This window comes from Pseudomonas sp. S3_E10, assembly GCF_054667615.1.
Genome location: NZ_CP162743.1, coordinates 3645589 through 3671602, shown reverse-complemented (window position 1 = coordinate 3671602; position 26014 = coordinate 3645589). Strand labels below are relative to the sequence as shown.

Sequence of the window (26014 nt, the reverse complement as noted above, 5' to 3'; positions counted from 1 at the left end):
GAATTCAGACGCAAACTTCAGTTACTAGTTTTGCCAAGTCTTCGGCATGGCCACGAACCTGTATTTCATCGTCACCCTCGACCATAACGCGCACCAAAGGCTCTGTGCCGGACTTGCGCAACAGCACCCGGCCACGCCCCGCCATTGCCAGGGTCACACGCTCGCACGCTTCTTTGACAGCTGGGTGCTCAATCGGGTTTTCACCGCCCGCAAAACGCACATTAAGCAAGACTTGAGGGCATTTACGCAGCGCCTGACGCGCCTGGGCCAGGCTCTCGTCTCGACGACGCAAGGCCAGCAACACCTGCAATGCCGCAATAATCGCATCGCCCGTGGTGGTGTGCTGGAAGCACACGACATGCCCGGAGTTCTCACCACCTACTTGCCAGTTACGCTCCAACAGTTCGGCAATGACATAACGGTCACCGACATTGGCGCGCACAAAGGGAATACCCAGGTCTGCCAGCGCCAACTCGAGACCGAGATTGCTCATCAGCGTCCCGACGACACCACCTTGCAGCTTGTTACGCTCATGCAAATCGCGAGCAATGATAAACAACAGGTCGTCCCCATCGACCACTGCACCCGTATGATCGACCATCAAGACACGATCACCGTCACCATCGAAGGCGATACCCAGATCGGCATGCTCAGCAAGCACGGCTGCCTGCAACTGCTCCATATGGGTGGAACCGCAGTTTTCGTTGATGTTCAACCCGTTTGGCTGGGCCGACAGCACCGTCACATCCGCACCCAATTCTCTGAATACGCTTGGCGCCACTTTGTAGGTGGCGCCATGAGCACAGTCCACCACGACTTTCAGGCCTGCGAAGTTGGTGCTGGTTGGCACACTGCTCTTGCAGAATTCGATATAGCGGCCGGACGCGTCATTAATACGCGACACCTTGCCCAATTTACTGGACTCAACCACCGTCATCGGCGCATCCAGCAGCTCTTCGATCATCAGCTCGATTTCGTCCGGCAGCTTGGTGCCCTGCCCCGAGAAGAACTTGATGCCATTGTCATCATGAGGGTTGTGCGAGGCGCTGATCACGATACCGGCTTCAGCGTGAAAGGTACGCGTCAGGTAAGCGATCGCCGGTGTCGGCATTGGCCCCAGCAACATCACATCAGCACCTGCGGCAGACAGACCAGCCTCCAGCGCGGACTCAAACATGTATCCCGAAATTCGGGTGTCCTTGCCCACCAGGATGCGGCAAGCGCCCATGCTGCGGAACGCCATGCCTGCCGCCCAACCCAGCTTGAGCATAAAATCAGGAGTAATCGGAAATTCGCCGACCCGACCACGGATACCGTCGGTGCCAAAGTATTTTTTAGTCATAAGTGCTCCATCATTCTTATTCGGCTGATTCTACTGCGGCAAGCATGCGCACCACATCCACGGTTTCGGCGACGTCATGTACACGCAAAATACGCGCGCCCTTGGTCATCGCAAGCGCTGCCAGTGCAAGACCACCGTACAGCCGCTCACCCACCGGGCGATTCAACGCGAGCCCTATCATGCTCTTGCGCGAAACACCGACCAACAAAGGCCGACCAAGGGCATGCAGGGATTCCATATGCTTGAACAGGCTTAAGTTATGTTGCAGGGTCTTGGCGAAACCAAATCCGGGATCAAGGATGATTTTCTCCGGCGCAATTCCTACGCTGGCACATTGAGTCATCCTTTCAGCAAGAAACCCACTTACTTCACCAACGAGATCATCATAGTGCGGACTGTCCTGCATATTGCCGGGCTCTCCCAGCATATGCATAAGGCACACGGGCAAGCCGGTAGCCGCAGCCGCATCCAAGGCGCCGTCACGCCGAAGGGAACGCACATCATTGATCAGCCCCGCCCCCAGACGCGCCGTTTCGTGCATCACGGCAGGCGTCGATGTATCAACCGAGATGATCACATCCAGCTCACGGGCGATAAGCTCTACTATTGGAGCCACTCGCTCAAGCTCCTCCACAGGAGAAACTACGCGAGCGCCCGGCCGGGTGGACTCACCACCGACATCAATCAAGGTCGCGCCAGCGTTCATCATCGCCTCGGCATGACGTAACGCGGCATCCAACTGGCTGAAGCGGCCACCATCGGAAAAGGAATCGGGGGTTACATTGAGAATGCCCATGACATGCGTATGGGCCAAATCAAGAACCCGGTTGCCGCAAGGCAACCGGGTGGAGGACAACACAGAAGTCATTTCAAACCTTAGTGATCAGCTGCTGGGCCGCCGATAGGGGTTTCAGGCCGCTCATTCTGAACGACTGGCGGGGTGCCAGAAGTGCCCGAACCGCCTTCCCAATCGCGAGGCTCACGAGGCTCGCGACCCGCCATGATGTCATCGATCTGATCGGCATCTATGGTTTCGTACTTCATCAGCGCATCAGCCATTGCGTCCAGCTTGTCGCGGTTATCGGTCAGGATCTGCTTGGCCGTGCCATAGCACTGGTCAATGATGCTGCGCACTTCGGAGTCGATCAGCTTGGCTGTTTCACCGGAGAAGCTGGCACTCTGACCGCCACCGCCACGCCCCAAGAACACTTCACCTTCTTCCTCGGCATACATCAGAGGGCCCAGCTTTTCCGACAAGCCCCATTTCGTCACCATATTTCGTGCAATCTGACTGGCCCGCATGATGTCGTTGGAAGCGCCGGTGGTTACGCCGTCGAAACCCAAGGTCATCTCTTCAGCGATACGACCGCCATACAAAGAACAGATTTGGCTGATCAGCGCACGCTTGGAGAGGCTGTAACGATCTTCTTCCGGCAGAAACATGGTGACACCCAGCGCCCGACCACGAGGAATGATCGACACTTTGTAGACCGGATCGTGCTCAGGCACTACGCGACCGACAATGGCATGACCCGCCTCATGATAAGCAGTGTTCTGCTTCTCTTTTTCAGACATGACCATGGATTTACGCTCAGCGCCCATCATGATCTTGTCTTTAGCCAGCTCGAACTCCTTCATCTCAACGATGCGCTTGCCGGTACGGGCAGCAAACAGCGACGCTTCGTTCACCAGGTTGGCCAGGTCAGCACCAGAGAAGCCTGGCGTACCCCGCGCAATCACCGCCGGGGCTACGTCATCACCCATTGGCACTTTGCGCATGTGCACTTTCAAAATCTGCTCACGCCCACGAATATCTGGCAAGCCCACCACGACCTGCCGGTCGAAACGGCCTGGACGCAGCAACGCCGGGTCCAGTACGTCTGGTCGGTTGGTTGCGGCAATAACGATGATGCCGTCATTCATTTCGAAGCCATCCATCTCGACCAGCAACTGGTTGAGAGTCTGCTCACGCTCATCATGACCGCCACCCATGCCGGCGCCACGATGGCGACCCACGGCATCGATTTCGTCGATAAAAATGATGCAGGGAGCATGCTTCTTGGCCTGCTCGAACATATCGCGAACACGGCTGGCGCCCACACCGACAAACATTTCGACGAAGTCAGAACCGGAAATAGTGAAGAACGGCACCTTGGCCTCGCCGGCAATCGCCTTGGCCAGCAAGGTTTTACCGGTACCCGGAGGTCCAACCATCAGTACGCCACGGGGAATACGACCACCCAGACGCTGGAACTTGCCTGGATCGCGCAGGAACTCGACCAGTTCGCCGACTTCCTCCTTGGCTTCGTCGCAACCGGCAACGTCCGCCAGGGTAGTCTTTACCTGATCTTCGGAGAGCAGGCGCGCCTTACTCTTGCCAAAGCTCATCGGCCCGCCCTTGCCTCCAGCACCGCCTTGCATCTGGCGCATGAAGAACATGAACACAGCAATAATCACCAGGATAGGAAAGCTGGCTACAAGCAGTTGAGTCCAGATGCTCTGCTGCTCAGGCTGCTTGCCCTCGACAACCACGTGGTTATCCACCAGGTCGCCGATCAAGCCATTGTCTGGGATATTCGGGCGAATGGTCTTGAAGCCATCGCCATCGTTGCGCTTGCCGGTGATAACCGCGCCATCGACCGTCACGCGCTCTACCTTGCCATCCTTGACTTGCTGGATGAAGTCGGAATAGTTGAGGGTCTGTGGCTCGTTAGGGCTGGAGAAGTTGTTCATCACCGTCACAAGGACAGCCGCGATGATCAACCACAGGATCAGATTCTTTGCCATATCGTTCAATTAACTACCCTCTGAAGCAAGCTCCGCTACTGGCGCGTGCTTCGCATGATATTCACCAGCCTAACTTACTACATTACCTACAACTCTGGCAGGCGCCGTCTGTAACCCTTTGTGAAACTTTGACTACACAATATTCGTAAAGCTTCGCGACGAAAGCGATATAAAAAAACCTATCGACTCCCTTCAAACCTTCAAAGACGCTCATCACTGGCGGCACCTTCGATGCCGCGGTACCCCCGCGCCAACAGGTATTGCTCGCGCGAGCGGTCTCGGGAAGAGTCCGGCTTACGCATCTGAACCTTGTCGAACAGCTTGCGGATGTTCTTGTGATATTCGTCGAAGCCTTCCCCTTGGAAGACCTTGACCAGGAAATCCCCACCCGGACGCAATACCCGCCCGGCCAGGTCCAGCGCCAGCTCGCAAAGGAACATGGCTCGCGGCATATCAACAGCCGGTAATCCACTCATATTGGGGGCCATGTCGGAAATCACAAGGTCAACCTGTGAATTTCCCACAGCCTCCAGGATCTCGGCCAGAACGGCATCCTGGGTAAAATCGCCGTGCACGAAGGTCACATCGGGGATGCTGTCCATCTCCAGGATATCGGAAGCGATCAACCGACCTTGCCCACCAATCAGACGACTGGCCACCTGGGACCAGCCACCCGGCGCAGCGCCCAGGTCTATCACGCTCATGCCGGGGCGAAACAATTTGTCCTTGTCCTGCAGCTCCAGCAGCTTGTAGCTGGCCCGGGAACGGTAACCATCCTTTTGCGCCTTTTTGACGTAAGGATCGTTGAAATGCTCTTGTAGCCACTTAAGGCTGGTTTTGGAACGGGCCACGGGCCACCTCGAAAATAAAACGGGTCGTGATTAACTGGGCGGTCCCGGACTCGCTCGGGTAAACTGGCCGCCGCTTTTTACAAGATCAGACGCAGGGGTCAGATTATGCCGCTCACTCAAGAGCAGAAGAAACAGTACAAATCCATTGGCCACCATCTGAAACCAGTTCTGATTGTGGCAGACAACGGTTTGACTGAAGGTGTGTTAGCCGAATTTGAACGCGCACTCAATGATCATGAACTGATCAAGATCAAGGTCAATATCCTTGATCGCGAAGCGCGCCTGGCCGCCGTTGCAGAACTGTGCAAGGTGGGCAAGGCAGACTTGGTTCAAGTCATCGGCAAGATGGCGCTGCTGTATCGCAAGAATTTCAGCGCCAATAAGCAATTGTCGAACGTCCATCGCTTCAAGTGATGAAAAGGGTCAAGGGCGTGCTTCGCGCGCCCCGCCACTCCACCCCGGTGCAGGCTGCATAATCAGCACCAAGCCAGAGAACCCTAGCACAAGATAGCTGAATAACTGCCAGCGCAACGCTTCCGGCACCCACACATGCAATACGCAAAACAATGCGCATGCATACAGCGCCATCAACAGCAGTTGGCCGCGAATATCCCGCCACAAACTCCCCAAGCCTTCAGCCTTGACCAGCACCAATGCCTGGATCGTCACGCACGCCGCCGAAAAACCCACCAGCAACCCGCTCAGCAATCCATCGATTTCATCGATGAGCAGCGGAGCCAGGCCTATCAGACCCAGCGCCGGCAATACACCGATGTGCAGCAGCCAAAGGCCGCCCACCCACAACATCTGGACAAGCTGCCAAAGCATGGCGCCCGCACGAAGCGGGCGCCGCCTTTCAGATGTGACGAACTTCAACGATCTCGTACTCGATCACGCCGCCAGGCGTCTTGACGGCCACCACATCACCCTCTTCCTTGGCAATCAAGGCGCGGGCCAGCGGTGAACCCACAGAGATCTTGCCGAGCTTGAAGTCAGCTTCATCCTCTCCAACGATGTGGTAGACAACGCTTTCGTCAGTCTCAACGTTGGCGATTTCCACGGTAGTACCGAAAATCACCTTGCCGGTGCGAGGAATGGTCGTCACATCAATCACCACCGAATTTTGCAGGCGGCCTTCGATGTCACGGATCCGCGCCTCGACCATACCTTGCTGCTCGCGAGCAGCGTGGTATTCGGCGTTTTCCTTTAAGTCACCCAGCTCGCGGGCCGTACCGATGTCCTGGCTCAGCTTTGGACGTACGACCTTGGTCAGATGAGCGTGCTCCTCTTCCAGCGCCTTGAAGCCCTGGACTGTCATTGGGTATTTGGTCATGCCTTCAATCCTGCGTGTAGATCCTGCAAGCGACGCACGGTCTTTTCCGGACCGAACTTGAGCGCTTCGCAGATAGCTTCGCCAGCAGCAATGGTGGTGGTGCAGTAAATCTTGTGCTGCAGGGCGTTACGACGAATGGAGTAGGAGTCCGCGATCGACTGGCGACCTTCGGTGGTGTTGATGATCAGGGTGACTTCGTCATTCTTGATCATGTCGACCACATGCGGACGGCCTTCCGTTACCTTGTTCACGCGACGCACTTTCAGGCCGGCAGCTTCGATCAGCTTGGCGGTCCCGGCAGTGGCGACGACTTCGAAGCCCAAGTTGATCAGATCACGCGCCACACCTGCAACCAGTGGCTTGTCGTCATCACGCACGCTGATGAACGCGGTACCGCCGGTCGGCAGCACTTCGCTTGCGCCCATCTGAGCCTTGGCGAACGCCTCGCCAAAGGTATCGCCCACGCCCATCACTTCACCGGTGGACTTCATCTCTGGGCCCAGGATCGGGTCCACGCCAGGGAATTTGGCGAATGGGAACACCGCCTCTTTCACGCTGTAGAAGTTCGGGATGATTTCCTTGGTGAAGCCGATTTCCTTCAAGGTCTTACCAGCCATCACGCGGGCAGCGATCATGGCCAGGGACACACCGATGCACTTGGAAACGAACGGCACGGTACGCGAAGCGCGCGGGTTGACTTCGATGACGTAGATGTCTTCGCCTTGCAGCGCCAACTGTACGTTCATCAGGCCGACCACGCCCAACTCCAGCGCCATCTTCTTGACCTGTTCACGCATCTCGTCCTGGATATGCAGCGGCAGCGAGTAAGGTGGCAGCGAGCACGCGGAGTCACCGGAGTGAACACCGGCCTGCTCGATGTGCTGCATGATCGCGCCGATCACCACGTCGGTACCGTCGCAGACCGCATCTACGTCCATTTCGATAGCACAGTTGAGGAAGTGATCCAGCAGCACCGGGCTGTCGTTGGATACTTTCACCGCATCACGCAGGTAACGCTTGAGCTCTTCTTCCTCGTAGACGATTTCCATCGCACGCCCGCCCAGTACGTAGGACGGGCGCACCACCAACGGGTAGCCGATCTTGCTGGCTGCACGGATGGCTTCGTCTTCGCTGCGCACGGTGGCGTTCGGCGGCTGACGCAGGTTCAGGCGCTCAACCATCTGCTGGAAGCGCTCACGGTCTTCGGCACGGTCGATTGCATCCGGGCTGGTACCGATGATCGGCACGCCGGCGGCCTCAAGGGCACGCGCCAGTTTCAGCGGTGTCTGGCCGCCATACTGGACGATCACGCCTTTAGGCTTCTCGACGCGACAGATTTCCAGCACGTCTTCCAGCGTTACCGGCTCGAAATACAAACGGTCGGACGTGTCGTAGTCAGTTGAAACAGTTTCCGGGTTGCAGTTGACCATGATGGTCTCGTACCCGTCTTCGCGCAGCGCAAGCGCGGCGTGTACGCAGCAATAGTCGAACTCGATGCCCTGGCCGATACGGTTCGGACCGCCGCCCAGGATAATGATCTTGTCGCGGCCCGACGGTGCGGCTTCGCACTCTTCCTCGTAGGTGGAGTAAAGGTACGCAGTGTCGGTGGCAAATTCGGCGGCGCAGGTGTCAACGCGCTTGTAGACCGGAAAGATATCCAGCTTATGGCGATGCGTGCGCAGGTTTTTCTCGGTCACACCCAGCAATTTGGCCAGGCGCTGGTCGGAGAAGCCTTTGCGCTTGAGGCGGAACATCAGGTCGCGGTCGATAGACGACAGACCTAGGGTCTTGACCTTCTCTTCTTCCTTGATCAGATCTTCGATCTGCACCAGGAACCAAGGGTCAATCATGTTCATGCCAAAGATATCTTCGACGGTCATGCCCGCACGGAAGGCGTCAGCCACGTACCAGATACGCTCGGCACCCGGCACGGTCAGCTCGCGCTTGAGCACGCTCATGCTCTCCGGGTTGCTCAGGTCAAGCTTCTCGTCCAGACCGCAAACGCCCACTTCCAGGCCACGCAGGGCTTTCTGCAGGGATTCCTGGAAAGTGCGGCCGATGGCCATGACTTCACCCACAGACTTCATCTGGGTGGTCAGGCGCGCGTCAGCCTTGGCGAATTTCTCGAAGGCAAAGCGCGGCAGCTTGGTCACAACGTAGTCGATGGACGGCTCGAAAGAGGCCGGCGTAGCGCCGCCCGTGATTTCGTTTTGCAGCTCGTCCAGGGTATAGCCGATAGCCAGCTTGGCAGCGATACGCGCAATCGGGAAGCCAGTAGCTTTCGAGGCAAGCGCCGAAGAACGCGATACACGCGGGTTCATCTCGATCACGACCATGCGGCCGGTATCCGGGCAGATGCCAAACTGAACGTTGGAACCACCGGTTTCAACGCCGATCTCACGCAATACCGCCAGCGAGGCGTTACGCATGATCTGGTATTCCTTGTCCGTCAGGGTCTGCGCCGGAGCAACGGTGATCGAATCGCCGGTGTGCACACCCATCGGGTCGAAGTTTTCGATGGAGCAGACGATGATGCAGTTGTCCTTTTTGTCGCGGACAACCTCCATCTCATACTCTTTCCAGCCGATCAGGGACTCGTCGATCAGCAGCTCTTTGGTCGGCGACAGATCCAGACCACGGGCGCAGATTTCTTCGAACTCTTCACGGTTGTAAGCAATGCCACCGCCGGTGCCGCCCATGGTGAAGGACGGACGGATAATGCACGGGAAGCCCAGTTTTTCGAGAACCGCGTTGGCCTCTTCCATGCTGTGGGCGATGCCGGAACGCGGGCAGTCAAGGCCGATGGACTTCATGGCTTTGTCGAAACGCGAACGGTCTTCAGCTTTGTCGATGGTATCGGCGTTGGCGCCGATCATCTCTACGCCAAACTTCTCCAGGACGCCTTCGCGCTCCAGGTCCAGGGCGCAGTTCAGGGCAGTCTGGCCACCCATGGTTGGCAACAACGCGTCCGGGCGCTCTTTTTCGATGATCTTGGCAACGGTCTGCCATTTGATCGGTTCGATGTAGGTGGCGTCGGCCATGTCCGGGTCGGTCATGATGGTGGCCGGGTTGGAGTTCACCAGGATGACGCGGTAGCCCTCTTCGCGCAGGGCTTTACAGGCCTGGGCGCCGGAGTAGTCGAATTCGCAGGCCTGGCCGATCACAATCGGGCCAGCGCCGAGAATCAGGATGCTTTTTATGTCTGTACGTTTTGGCATGGGTTTGTCACTCAAATCCGCAGGTCAGTCGGCAAGCCGTCTTGAACAATCTTTGAAGAGCCAGCGGGGGCCACCGAGGTTCGGGGCCGCCCGCAGGCCGCTCACTCAGCGTCGCTTGGCCATCTCATTGATGAAACGGTCGAACAGCGGCGCGACGTCGTTCGGGCCCGGGCTGGCTTCAGGGTGGCCCTGGAAGCTGAACGCGCTCTTGTCGGTGCGCTCGATGCCTTGCAGGGAGCCGTCGAACAGCGACTTGTGAATGGCGCGGACGTTGCCCGGCAAAGTCGCCTCATCCACCGCAAAACCGTGGTTCTGGCTGGTGATCATTACAACGCCGGTATCCAGGTCTTGCACGGGATGGTTGGCACCATGATGGCCGTGACCCATTTTCAGGGTTTTGGCGCCGGAGGCCAGGGCCAGCAACTGGTGGCCGAGGCAGATACCGAATACCGGAATCTCGGTCTCCAGCACTTCCTTGATTGCCTGGATGGCATAGTCGCAAGGTTCCGGGTCACCCGGCCCGTTGGACAGGAACACACCGTCCGGCTGCAGGGCCAGTACGTCGCTGGCAGGCGTTTGCGCCGGCACCACGGTAACGCGACAGCCACGCTCGACCAGCATGCGCAGGATGTTGTACTTCACACCGTAGTCATAAGCGACAACGTGGTAAGGCAGGTCCGCGGACTCGATGGTCGCGTGGCTGTCAGTCTTCAGATCCCAGACGGTGGAGCGCCACTCGTACTGTTCCTTGGTGCTGACGACTTTCGCCAGGTCCATGCCTTTCAGGCCAGGGAAGCCTTGCGCCGCGGCAATCGCCGCCTCTTCGGAAATATCGTCGCCGACCATGATGCAGCCGTTCTGCGAGCCTTTTTCACGCAGGATGCGCGTGAGGCGGCGCGTATCGATACCGGCAATCGCCACAACGTTGTTGGCTTTCAGGTAGTCCGACAGCGACATCGTGTTACGCCAGTTGCTTGCAACCAGCGGCAAGTCACGGATCACCAGGCCGGCCGACCAGACACGATCAGACTCGACGTCTTCCGGCGTAGTACCGGTGTTGCCGATGTGCGGATAGGTCAGGGTAACAATCTGTTGGGCGTAGGAAGGATCGGTAAGGATTTCCTGATAGCCGGTCATGGCGGTGTTAAACACCACCTCTCCAACGGTCTGACCGTCGGCTCCAATGGCTTCGCCGCGAAAAATGCTGCCATCAGCAAGGGCGAGTATGGCTGGCTTAGTCAAGAAGACCTCCCGTAAATAAAGCCTGAAAGGGCGATCGCAGGTTGTAAAAAAGCGGAGTGACGTATGGACACGTCACCCCGCTTCTTCACTGAATTATTCTGCGCGCTTTTAGTGGACACACTAAAGCTGTAGCTTACAGAAAAAGGGTTTTTTGGTCCACCGCTAAAGAGCCTAAAAGGCAGGAGAATGCGACAGGGCGTCGCTTAGCGGGTAAAAACGGGGCCTCAGGATAATCCCGAGGCCCTGTTTTAGCTACTGATTAGTGCAAATCCAGCACATCGCGCATGTCGTACAGGCCAGGTTCGCGACCTTCCAACCAGAGCGCCGCACGCACCGCGCCCTTGGCAAATGTCATGCGACTGGAGGCCTTATGAGTGATTTCCAGCCGCTCGCCTTCTGTGGCGAACAGCACGGTATGGTCACCCACCACATCACCACCGCGAACGGTTGCAAAACCAATGGTGTCACGCGCACGTGCGCCGGTATGACCTTCACGACCGTACACCGCCACCTTCGACAGGTCGCGACCCAGCGCATCGGCAATCGCTTCTCCCATACGCAGCGCAGTCCCGGACGGGGCATCGATCTTGTGACGGTGATGAGTTTCGATGATCTCGATATCCGCTTCATCCCCAAGCACACGAGCCGCCATATCCAGCAACTTGAGCGACAGGTTCACGCCGACACTGAAGTTGGCGGCGAAGACGACAGGGATATCCTTGCCCGCCTCCACCAGCAATTGCTTTTGCTCAGCCGTCAAGCCGGTGGTACCAATGACCATGGCCTTGCCTGCCTTGCGGCAGAATGCAAGATTTTTGAGCATGACGTCGGGCAAGGTGAAATCGATCAGTACGTCGAACTCCTCAACCACCTGCTCAAGACTGCCGGACATCGACACCCCGATACGACCCAACGAGGCCAACTCACCGGCGTCCGCACCGATCAACGTGCTGCCAGGGCGAACAATGGCCGCTGTCAGCCCCGAGGCCGGCGAGCGCTGCTGCACCGCCTCGACCAATGTTTTGCCCATGCGCCCGGCGGCACCCATTACGGCTATACGTCGCATACTCACTTCCTTACAGGTCGCCGAAGAAGCGCTTCACGCCTTCGAAGAAGCCAGTGGTTTTCGGCGAATGGGTGTCGTCGCCTTCCAGCGAACTGCGAAACTCCTCAAGCAGCTCGCGTTGACGGCGATTCAGATTGACCGGTGTCTCCACCGCCACCCGACACATCAGGTCGCCAGCACCGCCGCCACGCACCGGGGCAACACCCTTGCCGCGAATACGGAACTGCTTGCCGGTCTGCGTCCCCTCAGGGATCTTGAGCTTCACGCGACCATCAAGAGTCGGGATCTCCAGCTCGCCACCCAAGGCCGCATCGACAAAGCTGATTGGCACTTCACAGAACAGGTGCTTGCCGTCGCGCTGGAAGATCGAATGCTCGCGCACATTGATCACCACGTACAGGTCGCCCGTTGGGCCACCCTGAGCACCCGCCTCGCCTTCGCCCGACAGACGAATACGATCCCCGGTATCCACGCCGGCCGGCACTTTCACCGACAACGTCTTGTACTCTTCGACACGACCTTCGCCGTGGCAGGAGTCGCACGGATCGGAAATGATCTTGCCCTGGCCATGGCAGCGCGGGCAGGTCTGCTGCACCGAGAAGAAGCCCTGCTGCATCCGCACCTGGCCAATACCGCCACAGGTCGGACACGTAATCGGCGCGGAGCCTTTTTTGGCACCCGAACCGTCGCACGGCTTGCAGTTCACCAGCGTCGGCACACGGATATTGACGCTGGTACCGCGCACGGCTTCTTCCAGGTTCAGCTCAAGGGTGTAGCGCAAGTCGCTGCCACGCTGGGCGCCACCACGCTGGCCACCCCGACCACCACCGAAGAAGTCGCTGAATACATCGCCAAAAATATCGGAGAAATTCTGACCACCAAAACCGGCACCGCCGCCGCCCATGCTTGGATCGACACCAGCATGGCCATACTGGTCGTAGGCCGCACGTTTGTTGGGATCAGACAGGCATTCGTAGGCCTCGTTGGCCTCCTTGAACATTTCTTCGGATTCTTTGCTATCCGGATTACGGTCTGGGTGATGCTTCATCGCCAGGCGACGGTAAGCCTTTTTCAGGTCCGCCTCGCTGGAGCCACGCTCCACACCCAATACTTCGTAATAGTCACGCTTTGCCATAAGTCTTTGCACTCTTAAGGACGTTCAGCCAGACCCTCCTGAGCCTCGCCAAACTCGTTGAGCCCCAATACAGGCCCGGACCCAACTCACGTCAATTCAACGATCCTGGACATTACTGCTTTTAGCCAGGGACCCGGCCAAAAAAGCGGTATTTATTGCTCGGAAAGCAGGAGCATTCCCGATCACACCGCCAGCATCCGAACGTTGTCGCACGCTGTAAAAATTCGCATACCCCAGACACACCAACGCGGGAGCAAGCTCCCGCGCGGCGACATCCTACCAGTCACCGCTGGACAGCGGTCAACCGGGCGACCAACTTACTTGTGGTCTTTGACTTCTTCAAACTCAGCATCGACAACGTCATCATGCTTGGCTTCAGGCTCTGCTTGCTGCGCAGCACCTTCAGCCGGCTGGCCTTGCTCGGCGTACATCTTTTGGGCAACCGGCGCGGAGACTTTCGACAGCTCCTCGACCTTGGCTTCGATGGCGGCCTTGTCGTCGCCCTTGATGGCAGCTTCCAGGGCAACCACGGCAGCTTCAATCGCGGTCTTCTCTTCAGCGGTCACTTTGTCGCCAGCATCCGCAACCATTTTGCGCGTCGAGTGAACAAGCGCATCACCCTGGTTACGCGCACCGGCCAGCTCTGCGAACTTGGCATCCGCTTCGGCGTTGGCTTCAGCATCACGAATCATCTGTTGAATTTCTTCATCAGACAGTCCGGAGTTGGCCTTGATGGTGATCTTCTGCTCTTTGCCGGTCGCCTTGTCTTTCGCGCCGACGTGCAGGATGCCGTTGGCATCGATGTCGAAGGTCACTTCGATTTGCGGCACGCCACGTGGAGCCGGTGGAATCTCGGCCAAGTCGAACTTGCCCAGGGACTTGTTCTGCGCAGCCTGCTTACGCTCACCTTGCAGCACGTGGATGGTCACAGCGCCCTGGTTGTCATCAGCCGTCGAGAACACCTGGGATTTCTTGGTAGGAATCGTGGTGTTTTTCTCGATCAGCGCAGTCATCACGCCGCCCATGGTTTCGATACCCAGGGTCAGCGGGCTGACGTCCAGCAGCAGCACGTCTTTCACGTCACCGGCCAATACCGCGCCCTGGATGGCAGCACCCATGGCAACTGCTTCGTCCGGGTTCACATCCTTACGCGCTTCTTTACCGAAGAACTCGGTGACTTTCTGCTGCACCAGCGGCATACGAGTCTGACCACCAACGAGGATGACGTCATTGATGGAGCCAACGTCGATACCGGCGTCTTTCAGTGCGATACGGCAAGGCTCGATGGTGCGCTGCACCAAGTCTTCAACGAGCGCTTCCAGCTTGGCGCGGGAAATTTTCACGTTCAAGTGCTTAGGACCCGTGGCGTCTGCAGTGATGTACGGCAGGTTCACGTCGGTCGACTGAGCGGAAGACAGTTCGATCTTGGCTTTCTCGGCAGCTTCTTTCAGGCGCTGCATCGCCAGCGGGTCGCCCTTGAGGTTCATGCCGCTTTCTTTCTTGAATTCGTCAACGAGGTAGTCGATCAGACGAATGTCAAAGTCCTCGCCACCCAGGAAGGTGTCACCGTTGGTGGCCAACACTTCGAACTGGTGCTCGCCGTCCACTTCAGCGATCTCGATCACGGAAACGTCGAAGGTACCGCCACCCAGGTCATAAACGATCACGGTGTGATCGCCCTTGGCCTTGTCCATGCCGTAGGCCAGAGCAGCCGCGGTAGGTTCGTTGATGATACGTTTTACGTCCAGGCCCGCGATGCGGCCGGCGTCTTTGGTCGCCTGGCGCTGGCTGTCGTTAAAATAGGCCGGAACGGTGATCACCGCCTCGGTGACGGCTTCGCCCAGATAGTCTTCGGCTGTCTTCTTCATCTTTTTCAAGACTTCAGCCGAGATCTGCGGTGCAGACATTTTGTTGCCGTTTACTTCAACCCAGGCGTCACCATTGTCAGCCTTGGCGATTTTGTACGGCACCATCTTGATGTCTTTTTGTACGACTTCTTCGTCGAACTTACGACCGATCAGACGCTTTACCGCGTACAGGGTGTTGTGCGGGTTGGTGACAGCCTGACGCTTGGCCGACTGACCAACGAGGATCTCGCCATCGTTGGCGTAAGCAATGATCGACGGCGTAGTACGCGCACCTTCGGCGTTTTCGATAACTTTGGCTTTGCCGTTTTCCATGACGGAGACGCAGGAGTTGGTGGTCCCCAGGTCGATACCGATGATTTTGCCCATGATTTACTCTCCCGAAACTTGAATTTGGTTGCCGCAGCAGTGGTGGCTAACTGCGGTAGCACTTAAACGCTTGACTTATAAATGGGGGCCTTGCGGCAGATTTCAAGCCTGCTCATCAATAGAAGGCGAAACGGGTGCAGGAGCCTTGCTCACCACTACCATCGCCGGGCGCAGCAAGCGGCCGTTGAGCAGATAACCCTTCTGGAACACTTTCAACACGCTGTTTGGCTCAAGGTCATGGCTTTCCTGCATGGCCATTGCCTGGTGATGTTCAGCATTGAATGGCTCGCCGCCTTGCGGATCGATGGCTTCCAACTGATAACGCTTCAGGGTGTCCTGGAACATTTTCAGCGTCAGCTCGATCCCTTCGCGCATCGGACGGATGTTTTCGTCGTCCGGGTTGGACAGCTCAAGACCACGCTCCAGGCTGTCGATGATCGGCAGCAAATCACTGGCAAATTTTTCCAGCGCGAACTTGTGCGCTTTTTCTACATCCTGCTCGGCACGGCGGCGGACGTTCTGCAGATCGGCGGCAACACGCAAAGACTGATCCTGCGCAGCGACCAACTGCTCTTCGAGCACTTGCACGCGAGTTGCCAGTTCATCACCGACGGCCGAATTGGCGTCTGGAGCTTGCGTATCCTGCGTCTGTTCGTCAGCCATAGTTTTCTCCTTTCAAAATCATGCACGAGCTCAACTCGCGCTTCTGTTCCGGTATATGGGGTCACAATTTCCAGGTTCAAGAGCGCGAACGTCAGCAAAAGTCTTTCCGATGCCCAGGATCAATTCCTGCTCCTTACATTCCCCGTCGCGCTTAAAAAACGTTCACATCAAACGAATCGAGCTAAGCGCGAGGATTGTCAGCTCCAGACAAAACACTGTATAAATAACCAGACCTAACATCTGGGAGCGGCCGTCATGCTCGTGCACCTGTCTGTACATAACTACGCCATCGTTGAACATCTGGATCTCGAACTGGATCGCGGGATGAGCGTAATCACAGGCGAAACCGGCGCCGGCAAGTCGATCATGCTCGACGCCCTGGGCCTGACCCTGGGCGACCGCGCCGACAGTGGCGTAGTGCGCCCCGGTGCAGAAAAGGCCGACATCCTCGCCACCTTCGATCTATCAGACATTCCCGAAGCCGAAACCTGGCTGACCGAGCGCGACCTCAATAATGAAGGCCCCTGCATTCTGCGCCGGGTCATCACCGCCGAAGGGCGCTCCCGCGGCTACATCAACGGCACCCCCTGCCCTCTTGGCGATTTGAAAGCCCTGGGCGAGTTGTTGATCGACATCCACAGCCAGCACGAACACCAGTCACTGCTCAAAACCGATACCCATCGCCGGCTGCTCGATGAATACGCAGGCGCCACTGACCTTGCGCGCCAAGTCCAGTTGGCTGCCCAACGCTGGCGCCAAACGCGCCAAGAGCTGGAACGCCTCTCCAACTCGGGCGATGAACAACGTGCTCGGCATCAACTTCTCAGCTACCAGCTTGAAGAATTGGAAAGCCTGGGTCTTGGCGAGACGGAGCTGGAGCAACTGGAGCAGGAACACAAAAACCTGACCAATGCCGAAACCCTGCTGGGTATCTGCCGCCAGGTGGTGGAGCAATGCAGCGAAAGCGATTCTGGCAATGTGCTCAACGCACTTACCGCCAGCCTCAATCGGCTATCCAGCGTAAATAGCGCCTCGGGGTCGCTAAGCGAGGCGACCACGCTGCTGACCAGTGCGCAAATACAAGTCGAGGAGGCTGTGGGCGAACTGAATCGTTTTCTGGACCACTTCGATGCCGACCCGGCGCGCCTGCAAGAAATAGAAGAGCGCCTGGACACCATCTATACCCTGGCGCGCAAACATCGAATCCAGCCCACTGAAGTGGCAACGATGCAGCAAAAACTGCTCGATGAAATCGAGACGTTGAATGCCAATGACGAATCCATTGAGCGACTGGGCGAAGAGCTCACCTCTTTTGCCCGCCACTATCAAGAGAAAGCCCGGGAACTGAGCGACCTGCGCCAACAGGCCGCCACAAGCCTGGCCAGCGCCGTAGAGCAGGAAATTCAGCGCCTGGGCATGCCGGGTGGGCGCTTCACCATTGAGCTGCGCGCCAACGCCGGCCATGAGCTGCAGCCCCACGGACTGGAACAGGTAGAACTACTGGTCAGCGCCAACCCAGGCCAACCGCTCAAGGCACTGGCAAAAGTGGCGTCTGGTGGCGAGCTGTCGCGAATCAGCCTGGCGATCCAGGTGATTACCGCGCAAACCTCACGGGTACCGACATTGGTATTCGACGAAGTTGACGTCGGTATCGGCGGGCCGACTGCGGAAATTGTTGGCCAGCTGTTGCGCCGCCTGGGGGACCGGGGCCAGGTGCTTACGGTCACGCACCTGCCACAAGTGGCAGCCCAAGGGCACCAGCACTTGTTTGTGCACAAGGTAAGAGGCAGCGATGCGACACATACTGCGGTATCCAAGCTGAACAAGTCGGAGCGAGTGGAAGAAGTGGCGCGAATGCTCGGCGGGATAGACTTGACCAAAGAGTCTTTGGCTCACGCCAAAAAAATGGTTGTAGCCGCCAAGGCCTGAATACCTCTCCTATAGAAAGCACGAAGGCGACCCTAAGGTCGCCTTCGATCGTTTCGCAGAGCAATTCTGCGTCGTTTTTACTTTTTCTTACGGATGTACAACACCAGATTGTGGTCGACCAGATCGAAGCCATGCTCTTCAGCAATCTTATGCTGCAGCGCTTCGATTTCGGGGCTGGTGAACTCGATAACCTCGTTGGTATCCAGGTCAACCATGTGGTCGTGATGACCACCGTCAGCCAATTCGAACACCGCATGACCGCCGTCGAAATTATGACGAACCACCAGCCCTGCGGCTTCAAACTGGGTCAGTACACGGTAAACCGTGGCCAGGCCGACATCCTCGTTAGACTCCATCAGCGCCTTGTAAACATCCTCGGCACTCATGTGACGCTGCTCAGCAGAATCGAGCATTTGTAGAATCTTGACTCGTGGCAGAGTCACTTTAAGACCGGCTTTGCGTAGTTCGCTATTTTCAACCATGGTTAGCTTTCTCGCGGATGCTGCTTCGCAGCTTCTCTTAATACGGGTATGATCGGCGTTTACGTTGTCCCAGCCAAGATAGTGGAAGTCGCCCACCGATGCAAAACACCAAGCTCTTGCTAACCAGTTTCACCTTTGTGGGACTGCTCGCACTCGCCGGTTGTTCATTCCCCGGGGTTTACAAAATCGACATCCAGCAGGGCAATGTCGTCACGCAGGACATGATAGACCAGTTACGCCCGGGAATGACCCGACGGCAAGTAAGGTTTATCATGGGCAATCCCCTGCTGACCGACACTTTCCATGCCGATCGCTGGGATTATCTCTATAGCCTCCAGCCTGGTGGCGGTGAACGCCAACAGGAGCGCGTCAGCGTCATTTTCAATGGCAATGACCAGCTCGTCAGCCTGTCCGGCGACTTCATGCCTGGCGTAAGCCGTGACGAAGCCCTGCTCGGCAAGGACAACGGGGCCAACGTGACCGCGCCAGCGCAGGAAAGCGAGAAGCCGAAGTCCGAAGTACCGGCCAAGCCTGGGTCCTTGCTCGACAAGATCCAGAAGGACGTCGACGGGGTCGAAACCGTTCCAGTCCCGACGCCTCAGCCTCTGGACACCAGCCCGCAGTAACTTCGTGGCGCTCAACAAAAAGCCCGGCATGCCGGGCTTTTTGTTGCCTGTGGTTTGGCGACTTTATAAAGACTGCTGCTTGGCCAGCGCCGCCTTGGCCGCACGTAGCCTGCGGACTTCCTTAGGGTCTACCAGCAAGGGGCGGTAGATTTCAATACGATCCCCCGCTTGCACAGCGCGCGCATCAGCGTCTGCGACTACCTTGCCGAAGACCCCCAAAGGGCAGCCCGCCAGGTCCACTCCAGGAAATTGCGCCGCCATCCCCGACGCCAGCACCGCGGCTCGCAGACTGGTTCCCGGCGCCACCGCAACCGCCAACAGAACCTGACGTTCAACAGCGGCGTACACCACCTCAATCTCAACCATGCAGTTGCTTGGCTCGCTGGCAGAATGCATCGACCAAGGTGTTGGCCGCCTGATTGAACAAAGGCCCCAACGTCGCGCGCACAATCGGCCCCGCGTAATCGAACGAGAGGTCCAGACTGATCTTGCAAGCCTTGTCGGTCAGCGCCTTGAACACCCACACGCCGTGCAGTTGGGTAAATGGCCCTTCCTGCAGATTCATTTCAATGGACTTGCCCGGCACCAGCACATTGCGCGTCACAAAATGCTGGCTAAGGCCACCCTTGGCCACCCCGACACTGGCGACCATGTGCTCCTCACTGCCTTCCAACACTTCGGCGGTGGAGCACCACGGCAAGAATTCCGGGTAACGCGCCACGTCGTTGACCAGGTCATATAGCGCCTGCGCCGGGTAAGGCAGCAGGGCCGAGCGTTGAATATGCGTCGTCATGTGTGCGTTATTTCCACAGCTGAGCAGCAAACATCGCGAAAGAACAGGCCGATTCGCGAGAGAAAAAAACCAAAGAACTGCCCGCATTGTCCGGGATTCGTCCAACACGCTCAAGCACGCAGGTTGACCGTAGCCGATACGCTCGCAACTCCCTATAATGCCGCCCCTATGGCTAAACAAAAGAAACACCCCACAGGGACCATCGCGCAAAATAAAAAGGCGCGACACGATTACTTCATCGAACATCGTTTCGAGGCTGGTCTGGTCCTGGCCGGCTGGGAAGTAAAAAGTCTGCGCGCCAGCAAGCTGCAACTGGTCGACAGCTACGTACTGCTCAAAGATGGCGAGGCATGGCTGCTCGGCAGTCATATCACCCCGCTGACCACCGCGAGCACCCACGTGATTGCCGACCCGGTGCGCACGCGCAAGCTGTTGCTCAATGCCCGCGAACTGGAAAAACTCGCTGCCGCCGTACAGCAGAAGGGCTATGCCTGCATCTGCCTGTCCTGGTATTGGAGCAAGCATCTGGTCAAGTGCGAGATCGCCCTGGGCAAGGGCAAGAAGGAATACGACAAGCGTGATACCGAGCGCGAGCGCGATTCCAACCGCGAGCTGCACCGCGCGGTACGCAACAAAGGCAAGGAAGAATAGCCGTTGCCACGATGTAGCCCTGGGTAACCCCTCGGCTACATTCCTTTACGCCGCTCCGCACGCGCTACCCGCTGAACCTCCTGACGCACTTCCTCCAACACCTCCTGCACATACTCCAAATGACGCGTTGAGACTTCTCGCGCCTGCTCGGCCCGCCCTTCGATAATCGCCAGGTACAAATCCCGGTGCTGACTGATCAGCATGTCGCGGGTTTCCGTACGCTGCTGGTACATGCCACCAATGTTGGTCACCACGTTACGCTTGAGCAGGTCGAACAAACCGCGAATGGTGTGCAGCAACACCGCATTATGGCTGGCCTCGGCAATTGCCAAGTGGAACCTCGCATCCGCCACCCCCTCCTCGGCCCGGCTCACTTCGTCGACACGGGTGTAGCAATCCTGAAGGGCATCAAACGCAGCGGTCAGCCGCTCGCGATCGACTTCGGTCGCACGCAACGCGGCGTAATAGGCACAGGACGCTTCAAGCGTCTGACGAAACTCCAGCAGGTCGCGCTGCGCTTCAGGGTTGTTTTCCAGCAAGTGCAGCAGCGGATCGCTGAAGGTCGACCCCAGGGACTCTGCGACATAATTGCCGCCGCCCTGACGACTCACCAACAGCCCTTTGGCAGCCAGCTTCTGGATAGCCTCCCGCAACGATGGGCGCGATACGCCAAACCGCTCAGCCAAGGCGCGCTCGGCCGGCAAGCGCTCGCCCGACTTCAACGTGCCCTCGAGAATCATGCCCTCAAGTTGCTCGACAATATCGTCAGACAAACGGCGCTGACGCACCTGATCAAACCCCATAACTCGCTCTCCACCATCCCGACCACTCGCCGGGCCCTCTATTCTGGCCTATCGCCAAACTTCCAGCACCTATCAGAACACCTTCGTTTTACCCGATCAGAGGCCTCCAGCAGCGACCTACGACCAAAGTTTCGCAGGCGGCAAATTGACACATCCTCCGAAGGCTTTTAACCTAGCCGACAGCGATTGTAAATTGGTATTACCAATTATCCAAGCTGACCAAACAACAACAATCAGGGGCCACCCCATATGCAAACCTGGCAACAGCTCTACAGCCCACTCGGCAGCCTCGGCCTGTCCGCATTGGCCGCCGTCATTCCGATCGTATTCTTCTTCCTGGCCCTGGCCGTGTTCCGCCTCAAAGGCCATGTAGCTGGCAGCATCACGCTCGCGCTGTCGATCCTGGTCGCAATCTTTGCCTTCCAGATGCCGGTGGACATGGCGTTCGCAGCCGCCGGTTATGGCTTCGCCTATGGCCTCTGGCCTATCGCGTGGATCATCGTCGCGGCCGTGTTCCTCTACAAACTCACCGTCAAGAGCGGCCAGTTCGAGATCATTCGCAGCTCAGTCCTGTCGATCACTGACGACCAGCGCCTGCAAGTCCTGCTGATCGGCTTCTGCTTCGGGGCCTTCCTCGAAGGTGCCGCCGGCTTCGGCGCTCCCGTGGCGATCACCGCCGCATTGCTGGTAGGCCTGGGTTTCAACCCGCTGTACGCAGCCGGGCTGTGCCTGATTGCCAACACCGCGCCCGTTGCCTTCGGCGCCCTGGGCATCCCGATCATCGTTGCCGGCCAAGTGACCGGCATCGATGCGTTCAAGATTGGCGCCATGACAGGCCGGCAACTGCCCCTGCTGTCACTGTTCGTGCCGTTCTGGCTAGTGTTCATGATGGACGGCCTGCGCGGCGTGCGCGAAACCTGGCCGGCAGCACTGGTGGCAGGCTTGAGCTTTGCTATCACCCAATACTTCACCTCCAACTTCATCGGCCCCGAACTGCCGGACATCACCTCGGCCCTGGCCAGCCTGATTTCCCTCACCCTATTCCTGAAAGTCTGGCAACCCAAGCGCACCGCAGGCGCGCAGATTGCCGGCGCCACCTCCGGCGTAGCGATCACCGCCAGCGCCGGCGGCTTCGGCTTACCCCGCAGCACCGTCGCCTCGCCTTACAGCTTGGGCCAGATCTTCAAAGCCTGGTCGCCGTTCCTGATCCTCACCGTACTCGTCACCATCTGGACCCTCAAACCGTTCAAGGCGATGTTCGCCGCCGGCGGGTCGATGTACAGCTGGGTGTTCAACTTCGCGATCCCACATCTGGACCAATTGGTGGTCAAAGTCGCGCCGATCGTCACCGCCCCGACCGCCGTTGCGGCCGTCTTCAAGCTAGACCCGATTTCAGCGACCGGCACCGCGATCTTCTTCTCTGCCCTGATCTCAATGCTGGTCCTGAAGATCGACATAAAAACTGGTCTTACCACTTTTAAAGAGACCTTTTACGAACTGCGCTGGCCAATCTTGTCTATCGGCATGGTGTTGGCATTCGCCTTTGTCACCAACTACTCCGGCATGTCCTCGACCATGGCCTTGGTATTGGCCGGCACCGGCGCAGCCTTCCCGTTCTTCTCGCCGTTCCTTGGCTGGCTGGGGGTTTTCCTGACAGGCTCCGACACATCCTCCAACGCCTTGTTCAGCTCGCTGCAAGCCACCACCGCGCACCAGATCGGCGTCAACGACACGCTGCTGGTGGCCGCGAACACCAGCGGCGGCGTGACCGGCAAAATGATCTCACCACAATCAATCGCCGTGGCCTGCGCCGCCACCGGGCTGGTCGGCAAAGAATCCGACCTGTTCCGCTTCACCCTCAAGCACAGCCTGTTTTTCGCCACGATCGTCGGGCTGATCACGCTGGCCCAGGCCTACTGGTTTACCGGCATGCTGGTGCACTGAGACCTGCACGTAATAGGGTAAGAACCGACGCCGGCCCCTTATACCGGCGTCAGCTACTTTTGGAGGACCCATGAGCCTGCCTGCCGCTTTCCTTGCTGACGTCGCACAGCTGATTCCGAAACAGCGGTGCTTTGACGACCCGCTTTCCACCCTCGCATTCGGCACAGACGCCAGCTTTTACCGACTGATCCCACAACTGGTTATCCGCGTGGAGTCGGAAGACGAAGTGGTCGCTCTGCTGCAACTGGCCCAGCGCGACCGCGTGCCGGTGACTTTTCGCGCAGCCGGCACCAGCCTGTCCGGGCAAGCGATAAGCGACTCGGTGCTGATCGTGCTGGGGGATAACTGGAACGGCCGCGAAATTCGCGGGCAAGGCACGCAGATCCGCTTGCAGCCCGGCGTGATCGGCGCCCAGGCCAATGCGTGGCTGGCACCGTTCGGGCGCAAGATCGGGCCGGACCCGGCGTCGATCAATGCCTGCAAGATCGGCGGAATCGCCGCCAACAATGCCAGCGGCATGTGTTGTGGTACCGCTCAAAACACCTATCACACCCTCGCCGGCATCCGCCTGGTGCTGGCCGACGGCAGTCGCCTGGACACCGAAGACGCGGCCAGCGTCAGTGCCTTTCGCGAACAGCACGGCGCTCTGCTTGAACGCCTGGCGACATTGGGGCACGAGACGCGGGCAAATGCCGAACTGGCTGCGAAAATCCGCCACAAATATCGCCTGAAAAATACCACCGGCCTGTCACTCAACGCCCTGGTCGATTTTGACGAGCCGCTGGATATTCTCAGCCATCTGCTGATAGGTTCCGAAGGGACCTTGGGGTTTATCAGCGCCATCACCTACGACACTGTGGTCGATCACCCGAACAAGGCGTCGGCATTAATCGTGTTTCCGGACGTTGAAACCTGCTGCAACGCAGTGACCGTTCTGAAAACCCAACCAGTCTCAGCCGTAGAATTATTGGATCGACGCAGCATGCGCTCGGTGCAGGACAAACCGGGCATGCCGGCTTTCGTACAGCACCTTTCGGAAAATGCCTGCGCCCTGCTCATCGAATCCCGCGCTGCCTCGCCCTCCCTGCTGCACGAACAACTGGCGCTGATCATGGCGTCCCTGGCCGTTTTTCCGGTTGAGAAACAGGTCGATTTCACCGAAGACCCCACAGAAAACGCGCGGCTGTGGGCAATCCGCAAAGACACCTTCCCCGCCGTCGGCGCGGTGCGCAAAACCGGCACCACGGTAATTATCGAAGACGTGACCTTCCCGGTCGAACAACTGGCCATCGGCGTGAACCGTTTGATCGAGCTGTTCGACAAACATCACTACGACGAAGCCATCCTTTTCGGACACGCCCTGGAAGGCAATCTGCACTTCGTGTTCACCCAAGGCTTCAACAGCGCGCAAGAAGTCGCACGCTATCAAGCGTTCATGGACGACGTCGCACAGTTGGTAGCCGTGGAGTTCGGCGGCTCATTGAAAGCCGAGCACGGCACCGGCCGCAATATGGCGCCTTTCGTGGAGTTGGAATGGGGCAGCGAGGCTTACCAGTTGATGTGGCAGCTCAAGCGCCTGCTCGACCCCAGCGGCATCCTCAACCCGGATGTGGTGCTCAGCGAAGACCCGCAGATTCACCTCAAGCACCTCAAACCGCTGCCTGCCGCCGATGAACTGGTGGACAAGTGCATCGAGTGCGGGTTCTGCGAGCCGGTCTGCCCATCCAAGGGGCTGACCTTGAGCCCGCGCCAGCGCATCGTGATCTGGCGTGATATCCAGGCGAAGAAACGCGCCGGCATCGATACCGCAAAACTGGAAGAGGCCTACCACTATCAAGGCATCGACACCTGCGCGGCTACCGGGCTGTGTGCCCAACGCTGTCCTGTGGGAATAAACACCGGCGATCTGGTGAAAAAGTTGCGCAGCCGTAACGCCGACCGTACGAAAACGGCCGAATGGCTTGCCACCCATTTCGCCACCGCATTGCAGGGAGCACGCTTTACCCTGCACGTGGCTAATGGCGCACGCATGCTGCTGGGCGCACCTCGCCTGGCGAAGCTATCGGCTAAGGTGACCAAACTGTCCAACGGGCAAATCCCGCAGTGGACCAACGCCATGCCTCAGCCGGAAAAAGCCATTCGCTTCAGCCCGCCGGTGATGGACGAACGCCCTCGCGTTGTCTACCTCGCGGCTTGCGTGTCACGTGCCATGGGCCCGGCTGCCGATGATAAAGAGCAAATGTCGCTGTACGACAAAACCCGTGGCCTGCTGGAAAAAGCCGGTTACCAGGTGGTACTTCCCGACAACCAGGACAGCCTGTGCTGCGGCCAGCCGTTCGCCTCCAAAGGCTACACCGAACAGGCCGAACACAAACGTCAGGAACTGATCGGCGCCCTGCTCCACGCCAGCCGTGGTGGCCTTGACCCCATCTATTGCGACACCAGCCCCTGCACCCTGCGCCTGGTGCAAGACCTCGGCGAAACGCGGCTGGACCTCTACGACCCCGTGCGTTTTATCCGCACGCACCTGATCGACCGCCTTGATTTCACACCTCAGGATGCGCCAATCGCCGTGCACGTCACCTGCAGCACCCAGCACCTTGGCGAGAGCCAGGCATTGATCGACCTGGCCCGGCGCTGCGCTAAAACCGTAGTGATCCCGGAAGGCATCCACTGCTGTGGCTTTGCCGGTGACAAAGGCTTCACCACGCCGGAACTCAACGCCCACTCGCTGCGCTCCCTCAAAGACGCGGTGCAACATTGCAGCGAAGGTATCTCCACCAGCCGCACCTGCGAAATCGGCCTGAGCCAACATGGCGGCATCGACTACCACGGGTTGGTATACCTCGTGGACCGCGTTACCCAGGCCCGCGCCCTCCACTAATCCTGCAAAAAAACAGAACCCCTGCGCTCCG

The 26014-nt window shown here is 58.2% G+C and carries 22 protein-coding genes; 6 read left to right on the top strand and 16 right to left on the bottom strand.

Features of this window, described 5'->3' with window-relative positions; genetic code table 11:
* Nucleotides 1-4: 4 nt before the first annotated feature.
* The 4 genes from glmM to rlmE all read right to left on the bottom strand — a co-directional run bounded on the left by glmM (nt 5) and on the right by rlmE (nt 4980).
* Entirely contained in the window at nt 5-1342 is a 1338-nt protein-coding gene (glmM, locus tag AB4N98_RS16760) for a phosphoglucosamine mutase (protein WP_017528791.1), read from the bottom strand.
* A gap of 16 nt (nt 1343-1358) precedes the next feature.
* Complete coding sequence (gene folP, locus AB4N98_RS16755; protein WP_065876788.1) at nt 1359-2210, bottom strand: dihydropteroate synthase; 852 nt, start codon at nt 2208-2210, stop codon at nt 1359-1361.
* Between the two features lie 8 nt (nt 2211-2218).
* Entirely contained in the window at nt 2219-4129 is a 1911-nt protein-coding gene (ftsH, locus tag AB4N98_RS16750) for an ATP-dependent zinc metalloprotease FtsH (protein ID WP_032883474.1), read from the bottom strand.
* A gap of 200 nt (nt 4130-4329) precedes the next feature.
* Nucleotides 4330-4980: a 23S rRNA (uridine(2552)-2'-O)-methyltransferase RlmE gene (gene rlmE, locus AB4N98_RS16745; RefSeq protein ID WP_017528794.1), complete on the bottom strand. Its 651-nt coding sequence runs from the start codon at nt 4978-4980 to the stop codon at nt 4330-4332.
* 105 nt (nt 4981-5085) lie between these two features.
* Here rlmE and yhbY point away from each other — a divergent pair, with 105 nt between their 5' ends.
* Nucleotides 5086-5394: a ribosome assembly RNA-binding protein YhbY gene (gene yhbY / locus AB4N98_RS16740; RefSeq protein WP_017528795.1), complete on the top strand. Its 309-nt coding sequence runs from the start codon at nt 5086-5088 to the stop codon at nt 5392-5394.
* Between the two features lie 9 nt (nt 5395-5403).
* Here the strand turns inward: yhbY and AB4N98_RS16735 are convergent, their stop codons facing one another.
* The 8 genes from AB4N98_RS16735 to grpE form a co-directional block, all read right to left on the bottom strand.
* Nucleotides 5404-5808: an MFS transporter gene (locus AB4N98_RS16735; protein ID WP_068935257.1), complete on the bottom strand. Its 405-nt coding sequence runs from the start codon at nt 5806-5808 to the stop codon at nt 5404-5406.
* A gap of 28 nt (nt 5809-5836) precedes the next feature.
* Nucleotides 5837-6313, bottom strand: a complete 477-nt coding sequence (gene greA, locus AB4N98_RS16730) for a transcription elongation factor GreA (protein ID WP_017528797.1) — start codon at nt 6311-6313, stop codon at nt 5837-5839.
* Nucleotides 6310-9531: a carbamoyl-phosphate synthase large subunit gene (gene carB, locus AB4N98_RS16725; RefSeq protein WP_017528798.1), complete on the bottom strand. Its 3222-nt coding sequence runs from the start codon at nt 9529-9531 to the stop codon at nt 6310-6312. The genes greA and carB overlap by 4 nt, the downstream gene beginning before the upstream one ends.
* A 105-nt stretch (nt 9532-9636) precedes the next feature.
* Nucleotides 9637-10773, bottom strand: coding sequence for a glutamine-hydrolyzing carbamoyl-phosphate synthase small subunit (gene carA, locus AB4N98_RS16720; protein WP_065876786.1), 1137 nt, complete (start codon nt 10771-10773; stop codon nt 9637-9639).
* Nucleotides 10774-11032: 259 nt separating this feature from the next.
* Nucleotides 11033-11839, bottom strand: coding sequence for a 4-hydroxy-tetrahydrodipicolinate reductase (gene dapB / locus AB4N98_RS16715; RefSeq protein WP_017528800.1), 807 nt, complete (start codon nt 11837-11839; stop codon nt 11033-11035).
* A gap of 10 nt (nt 11840-11849) precedes the next feature.
* Entirely contained in the window at nt 11850-12974 is a 1125-nt protein-coding gene (gene dnaJ / locus AB4N98_RS16710) for a molecular chaperone DnaJ (protein ID WP_017528801.1), read from the bottom strand.
* A 317-nt stretch (nt 12975-13291) separates the two neighbouring features.
* Nucleotides 13292-15208, bottom strand: coding sequence for a molecular chaperone DnaK (dnaK, locus tag AB4N98_RS16705; protein WP_017528802.1), 1917 nt, complete (start codon nt 15206-15208; stop codon nt 13292-13294).
* A gap of 102 nt (nt 15209-15310) precedes the next feature.
* A complete protein-coding gene (grpE, locus tag AB4N98_RS16700; protein ID WP_065876784.1) occupies nt 15311-15871 on the bottom strand; it encodes a nucleotide exchange factor GrpE in 561 nt (186 codons plus the stop codon).
* A 255-nt stretch (nt 15872-16126) separates the two neighbouring features.
* Here grpE and recN point away from each other — a divergent pair, with 255 nt between their 5' ends.
* A complete protein-coding gene (recN, locus tag AB4N98_RS16695) occupies nt 16127-17800 on the top strand; it encodes a DNA repair protein RecN (RefSeq protein ID WP_017528804.1) in 1674 nt (557 codons plus the stop codon).
* A gap of 77 nt (nt 17801-17877) precedes the next feature.
* Here recN and fur read toward each other — a convergent pair whose 3' ends face one another.
* The gene (gene fur, locus AB4N98_RS16690; RefSeq protein WP_003194220.1) at nt 17878-18282 is read right to left on the bottom strand and encodes a ferric iron uptake transcriptional regulator; all 405 of its coding nucleotides are present in this window, start codon (nt 18280-18282) and stop codon (nt 17878-17880) included.
* A 98-nt stretch (nt 18283-18380) separates the two neighbouring features.
* Between fur and AB4N98_RS16685 the strand changes: the two genes are divergently transcribed.
* Nucleotides 18381-18908, top strand: a complete 528-nt coding sequence (locus AB4N98_RS16685; protein ID WP_460148834.1) for an outer membrane protein assembly factor BamE — start codon at nt 18381-18383, stop codon at nt 18906-18908.
* 63 nt (nt 18909-18971) lie between these two features.
* Here AB4N98_RS16685 and AB4N98_RS16680 read toward each other — a convergent pair whose 3' ends face one another.
* Both AB4N98_RS16680 and AB4N98_RS16675 read right to left on the bottom strand, forming a co-directional pair.
* Nucleotides 18972-19274, bottom strand: coding sequence for an RnfH family protein (locus AB4N98_RS16680; protein WP_017528806.1), 303 nt, complete (start codon nt 19272-19274; stop codon nt 18972-18974).
* Nucleotides 19267-19701 (bottom strand): type II toxin-antitoxin system RatA family toxin, encoded by a 435-nt coding sequence (locus AB4N98_RS16675; protein ID WP_017528807.1) that lies wholly within the window; start codon nt 19699-19701, stop codon nt 19267-19269. Before AB4N98_RS16675 ends, AB4N98_RS16680 begins: the two co-directional genes overlap by 8 nt.
* A 168-nt stretch (nt 19702-19869) precedes the next feature.
* Here AB4N98_RS16675 and smpB point away from each other — a divergent pair, with 168 nt between their 5' ends.
* A complete protein-coding gene (gene smpB / locus AB4N98_RS16670) occupies nt 19870-20352 on the top strand; it encodes an SsrA-binding protein SmpB (protein WP_003176160.1) in 483 nt (160 codons plus the stop codon).
* Nucleotides 20353-20387: 35 nt separating this feature from the next.
* Here the strand turns inward: smpB and AB4N98_RS16665 are convergent, their stop codons facing one another.
* A complete protein-coding gene (locus tag AB4N98_RS16665) occupies nt 20388-21155 on the bottom strand; it encodes an FCD domain-containing protein (RefSeq protein ID WP_017528808.1) in 768 nt (255 codons plus the stop codon).
* Between the two features lie 249 nt (nt 21156-21404).
* Between AB4N98_RS16665 and AB4N98_RS16660 the strand changes: the two genes are divergently transcribed.
* Nucleotides 21405-23099 (top strand): lactate permease LctP family transporter, encoded by a 1695-nt coding sequence (locus AB4N98_RS16660; RefSeq protein ID WP_017528809.1) that lies wholly within the window; start codon nt 21405-21407, stop codon nt 23097-23099.
* A gap of 70 nt (nt 23100-23169) precedes the next feature.
* A complete protein-coding gene (locus AB4N98_RS16655; RefSeq protein ID WP_065876781.1) occupies nt 23170-25983 on the top strand; it encodes an FAD-binding and (Fe-S)-binding domain-containing protein in 2814 nt (937 codons plus the stop codon).
* The last annotated feature ends 31 nt before the right edge of the window (nt 25984-26014 follow it).

Bases quoted from the DNA above. Each gene is read 5' to 3' on its own strand.
- yhbY (WP_017528795.1), top strand. From the start codon at position 5,086: ATGCCGCTCACTCAAGAGCAGAAGAAACAGTACAAATCCATTGGCCAC.
- fur (WP_003194220.1), bottom strand. From the start codon at position 18,282: ATGGTTGAAAATAGCGAACTACGCAAAGCCGGTCTTAAAGTGACTCTG.
- ftsH (WP_032883474.1), bottom strand. From the start codon at position 4,129: ATGGCAAAGAATCTGATCCTGTGGTTGATCATCGCGGCTGTCCTTGTG.
- AB4N98_RS16660 (WP_017528809.1), top strand. From the start codon at position 21,405: ATGCAAACCTGGCAACAGCTCTACAGCCCACTCGGCAGCCTCGGCCTG.
- AB4N98_RS16675 (WP_017528807.1), bottom strand. From the start codon at position 19,701: ATGACGACGCATATTCAACGCTCGGCCCTGCTGCCTTACCCGGCGCAG.
- dnaK (WP_017528802.1), bottom strand. From the start codon at position 15,208: ATGGGCAAAATCATCGGTATCGACCTGGGGACCACCAACTCCTGCGTC.
- smpB (WP_003176160.1), top strand. From the start codon at position 19,870: ATGGCTAAACAAAAGAAACACCCCACAGGGACCATCGCGCAAAATAAA.
- grpE (WP_065876784.1), bottom strand. From the start codon at position 15,871: ATGGCTGACGAACAGACGCAGGATACGCAAGCTCCAGACGCCAATTCG.
- greA (WP_017528797.1), bottom strand. From the start codon at position 6,313: ATGACCAAATACCCAATGACAGTCCAGGGCTTCAAGGCGCTGGAAGAG.
- AB4N98_RS16655 (WP_065876781.1), top strand. From the start codon at position 23,170: ATGAGCCTGCCTGCCGCTTTCCTTGCTGACGTCGCACAGCTGATTCCG.
- AB4N98_RS16680 (WP_017528806.1), bottom strand. From the start codon at position 19,274: ATGGTTGAGATTGAGGTGGTGTACGCCGCTGTTGAACGTCAGGTTCTG.
- carB (WP_017528798.1), bottom strand. From the start codon at position 9,531: ATGCCAAAACGTACAGACATAAAAAGCATCCTGATTCTCGGCGCTGGC.
- dnaJ (WP_017528801.1), bottom strand. From the start codon at position 12,974: ATGGCAAAGCGTGACTATTACGAAGTATTGGGTGTGGAGCGTGGCTCC.
- dapB (WP_017528800.1), bottom strand. From the start codon at position 11,839: ATGCGACGTATAGCCGTAATGGGTGCCGCCGGGCGCATGGGCAAAACA.
- AB4N98_RS16685 (WP_460148834.1), top strand. From the start codon at position 18,381: ATGCAAAACACCAAGCTCTTGCTAACCAGTTTCACCTTTGTGGGACTG.
- AB4N98_RS16735 (WP_068935257.1), bottom strand. From the start codon at position 5,808: ATGCTTTGGCAGCTTGTCCAGATGTTGTGGGTGGGCGGCCTTTGGCTG.
- recN (WP_017528804.1), top strand. From the start codon at position 16,127: ATGCTCGTGCACCTGTCTGTACATAACTACGCCATCGTTGAACATCTG.
- AB4N98_RS16665 (WP_017528808.1), bottom strand. From the start codon at position 21,155: ATGGGGTTTGATCAGGTGCGTCAGCGCCGTTTGTCTGACGATATTGTC.
- folP (WP_065876788.1), bottom strand. From the start codon at position 2,210: ATGACTTCTGTGTTGTCCTCCACCCGGTTGCCTTGCGGCAACCGGGTT.
- glmM (WP_017528791.1), bottom strand. From the start codon at position 1,342: ATGACTAAAAAATACTTTGGCACCGACGGTATCCGTGGTCGGGTCGGC.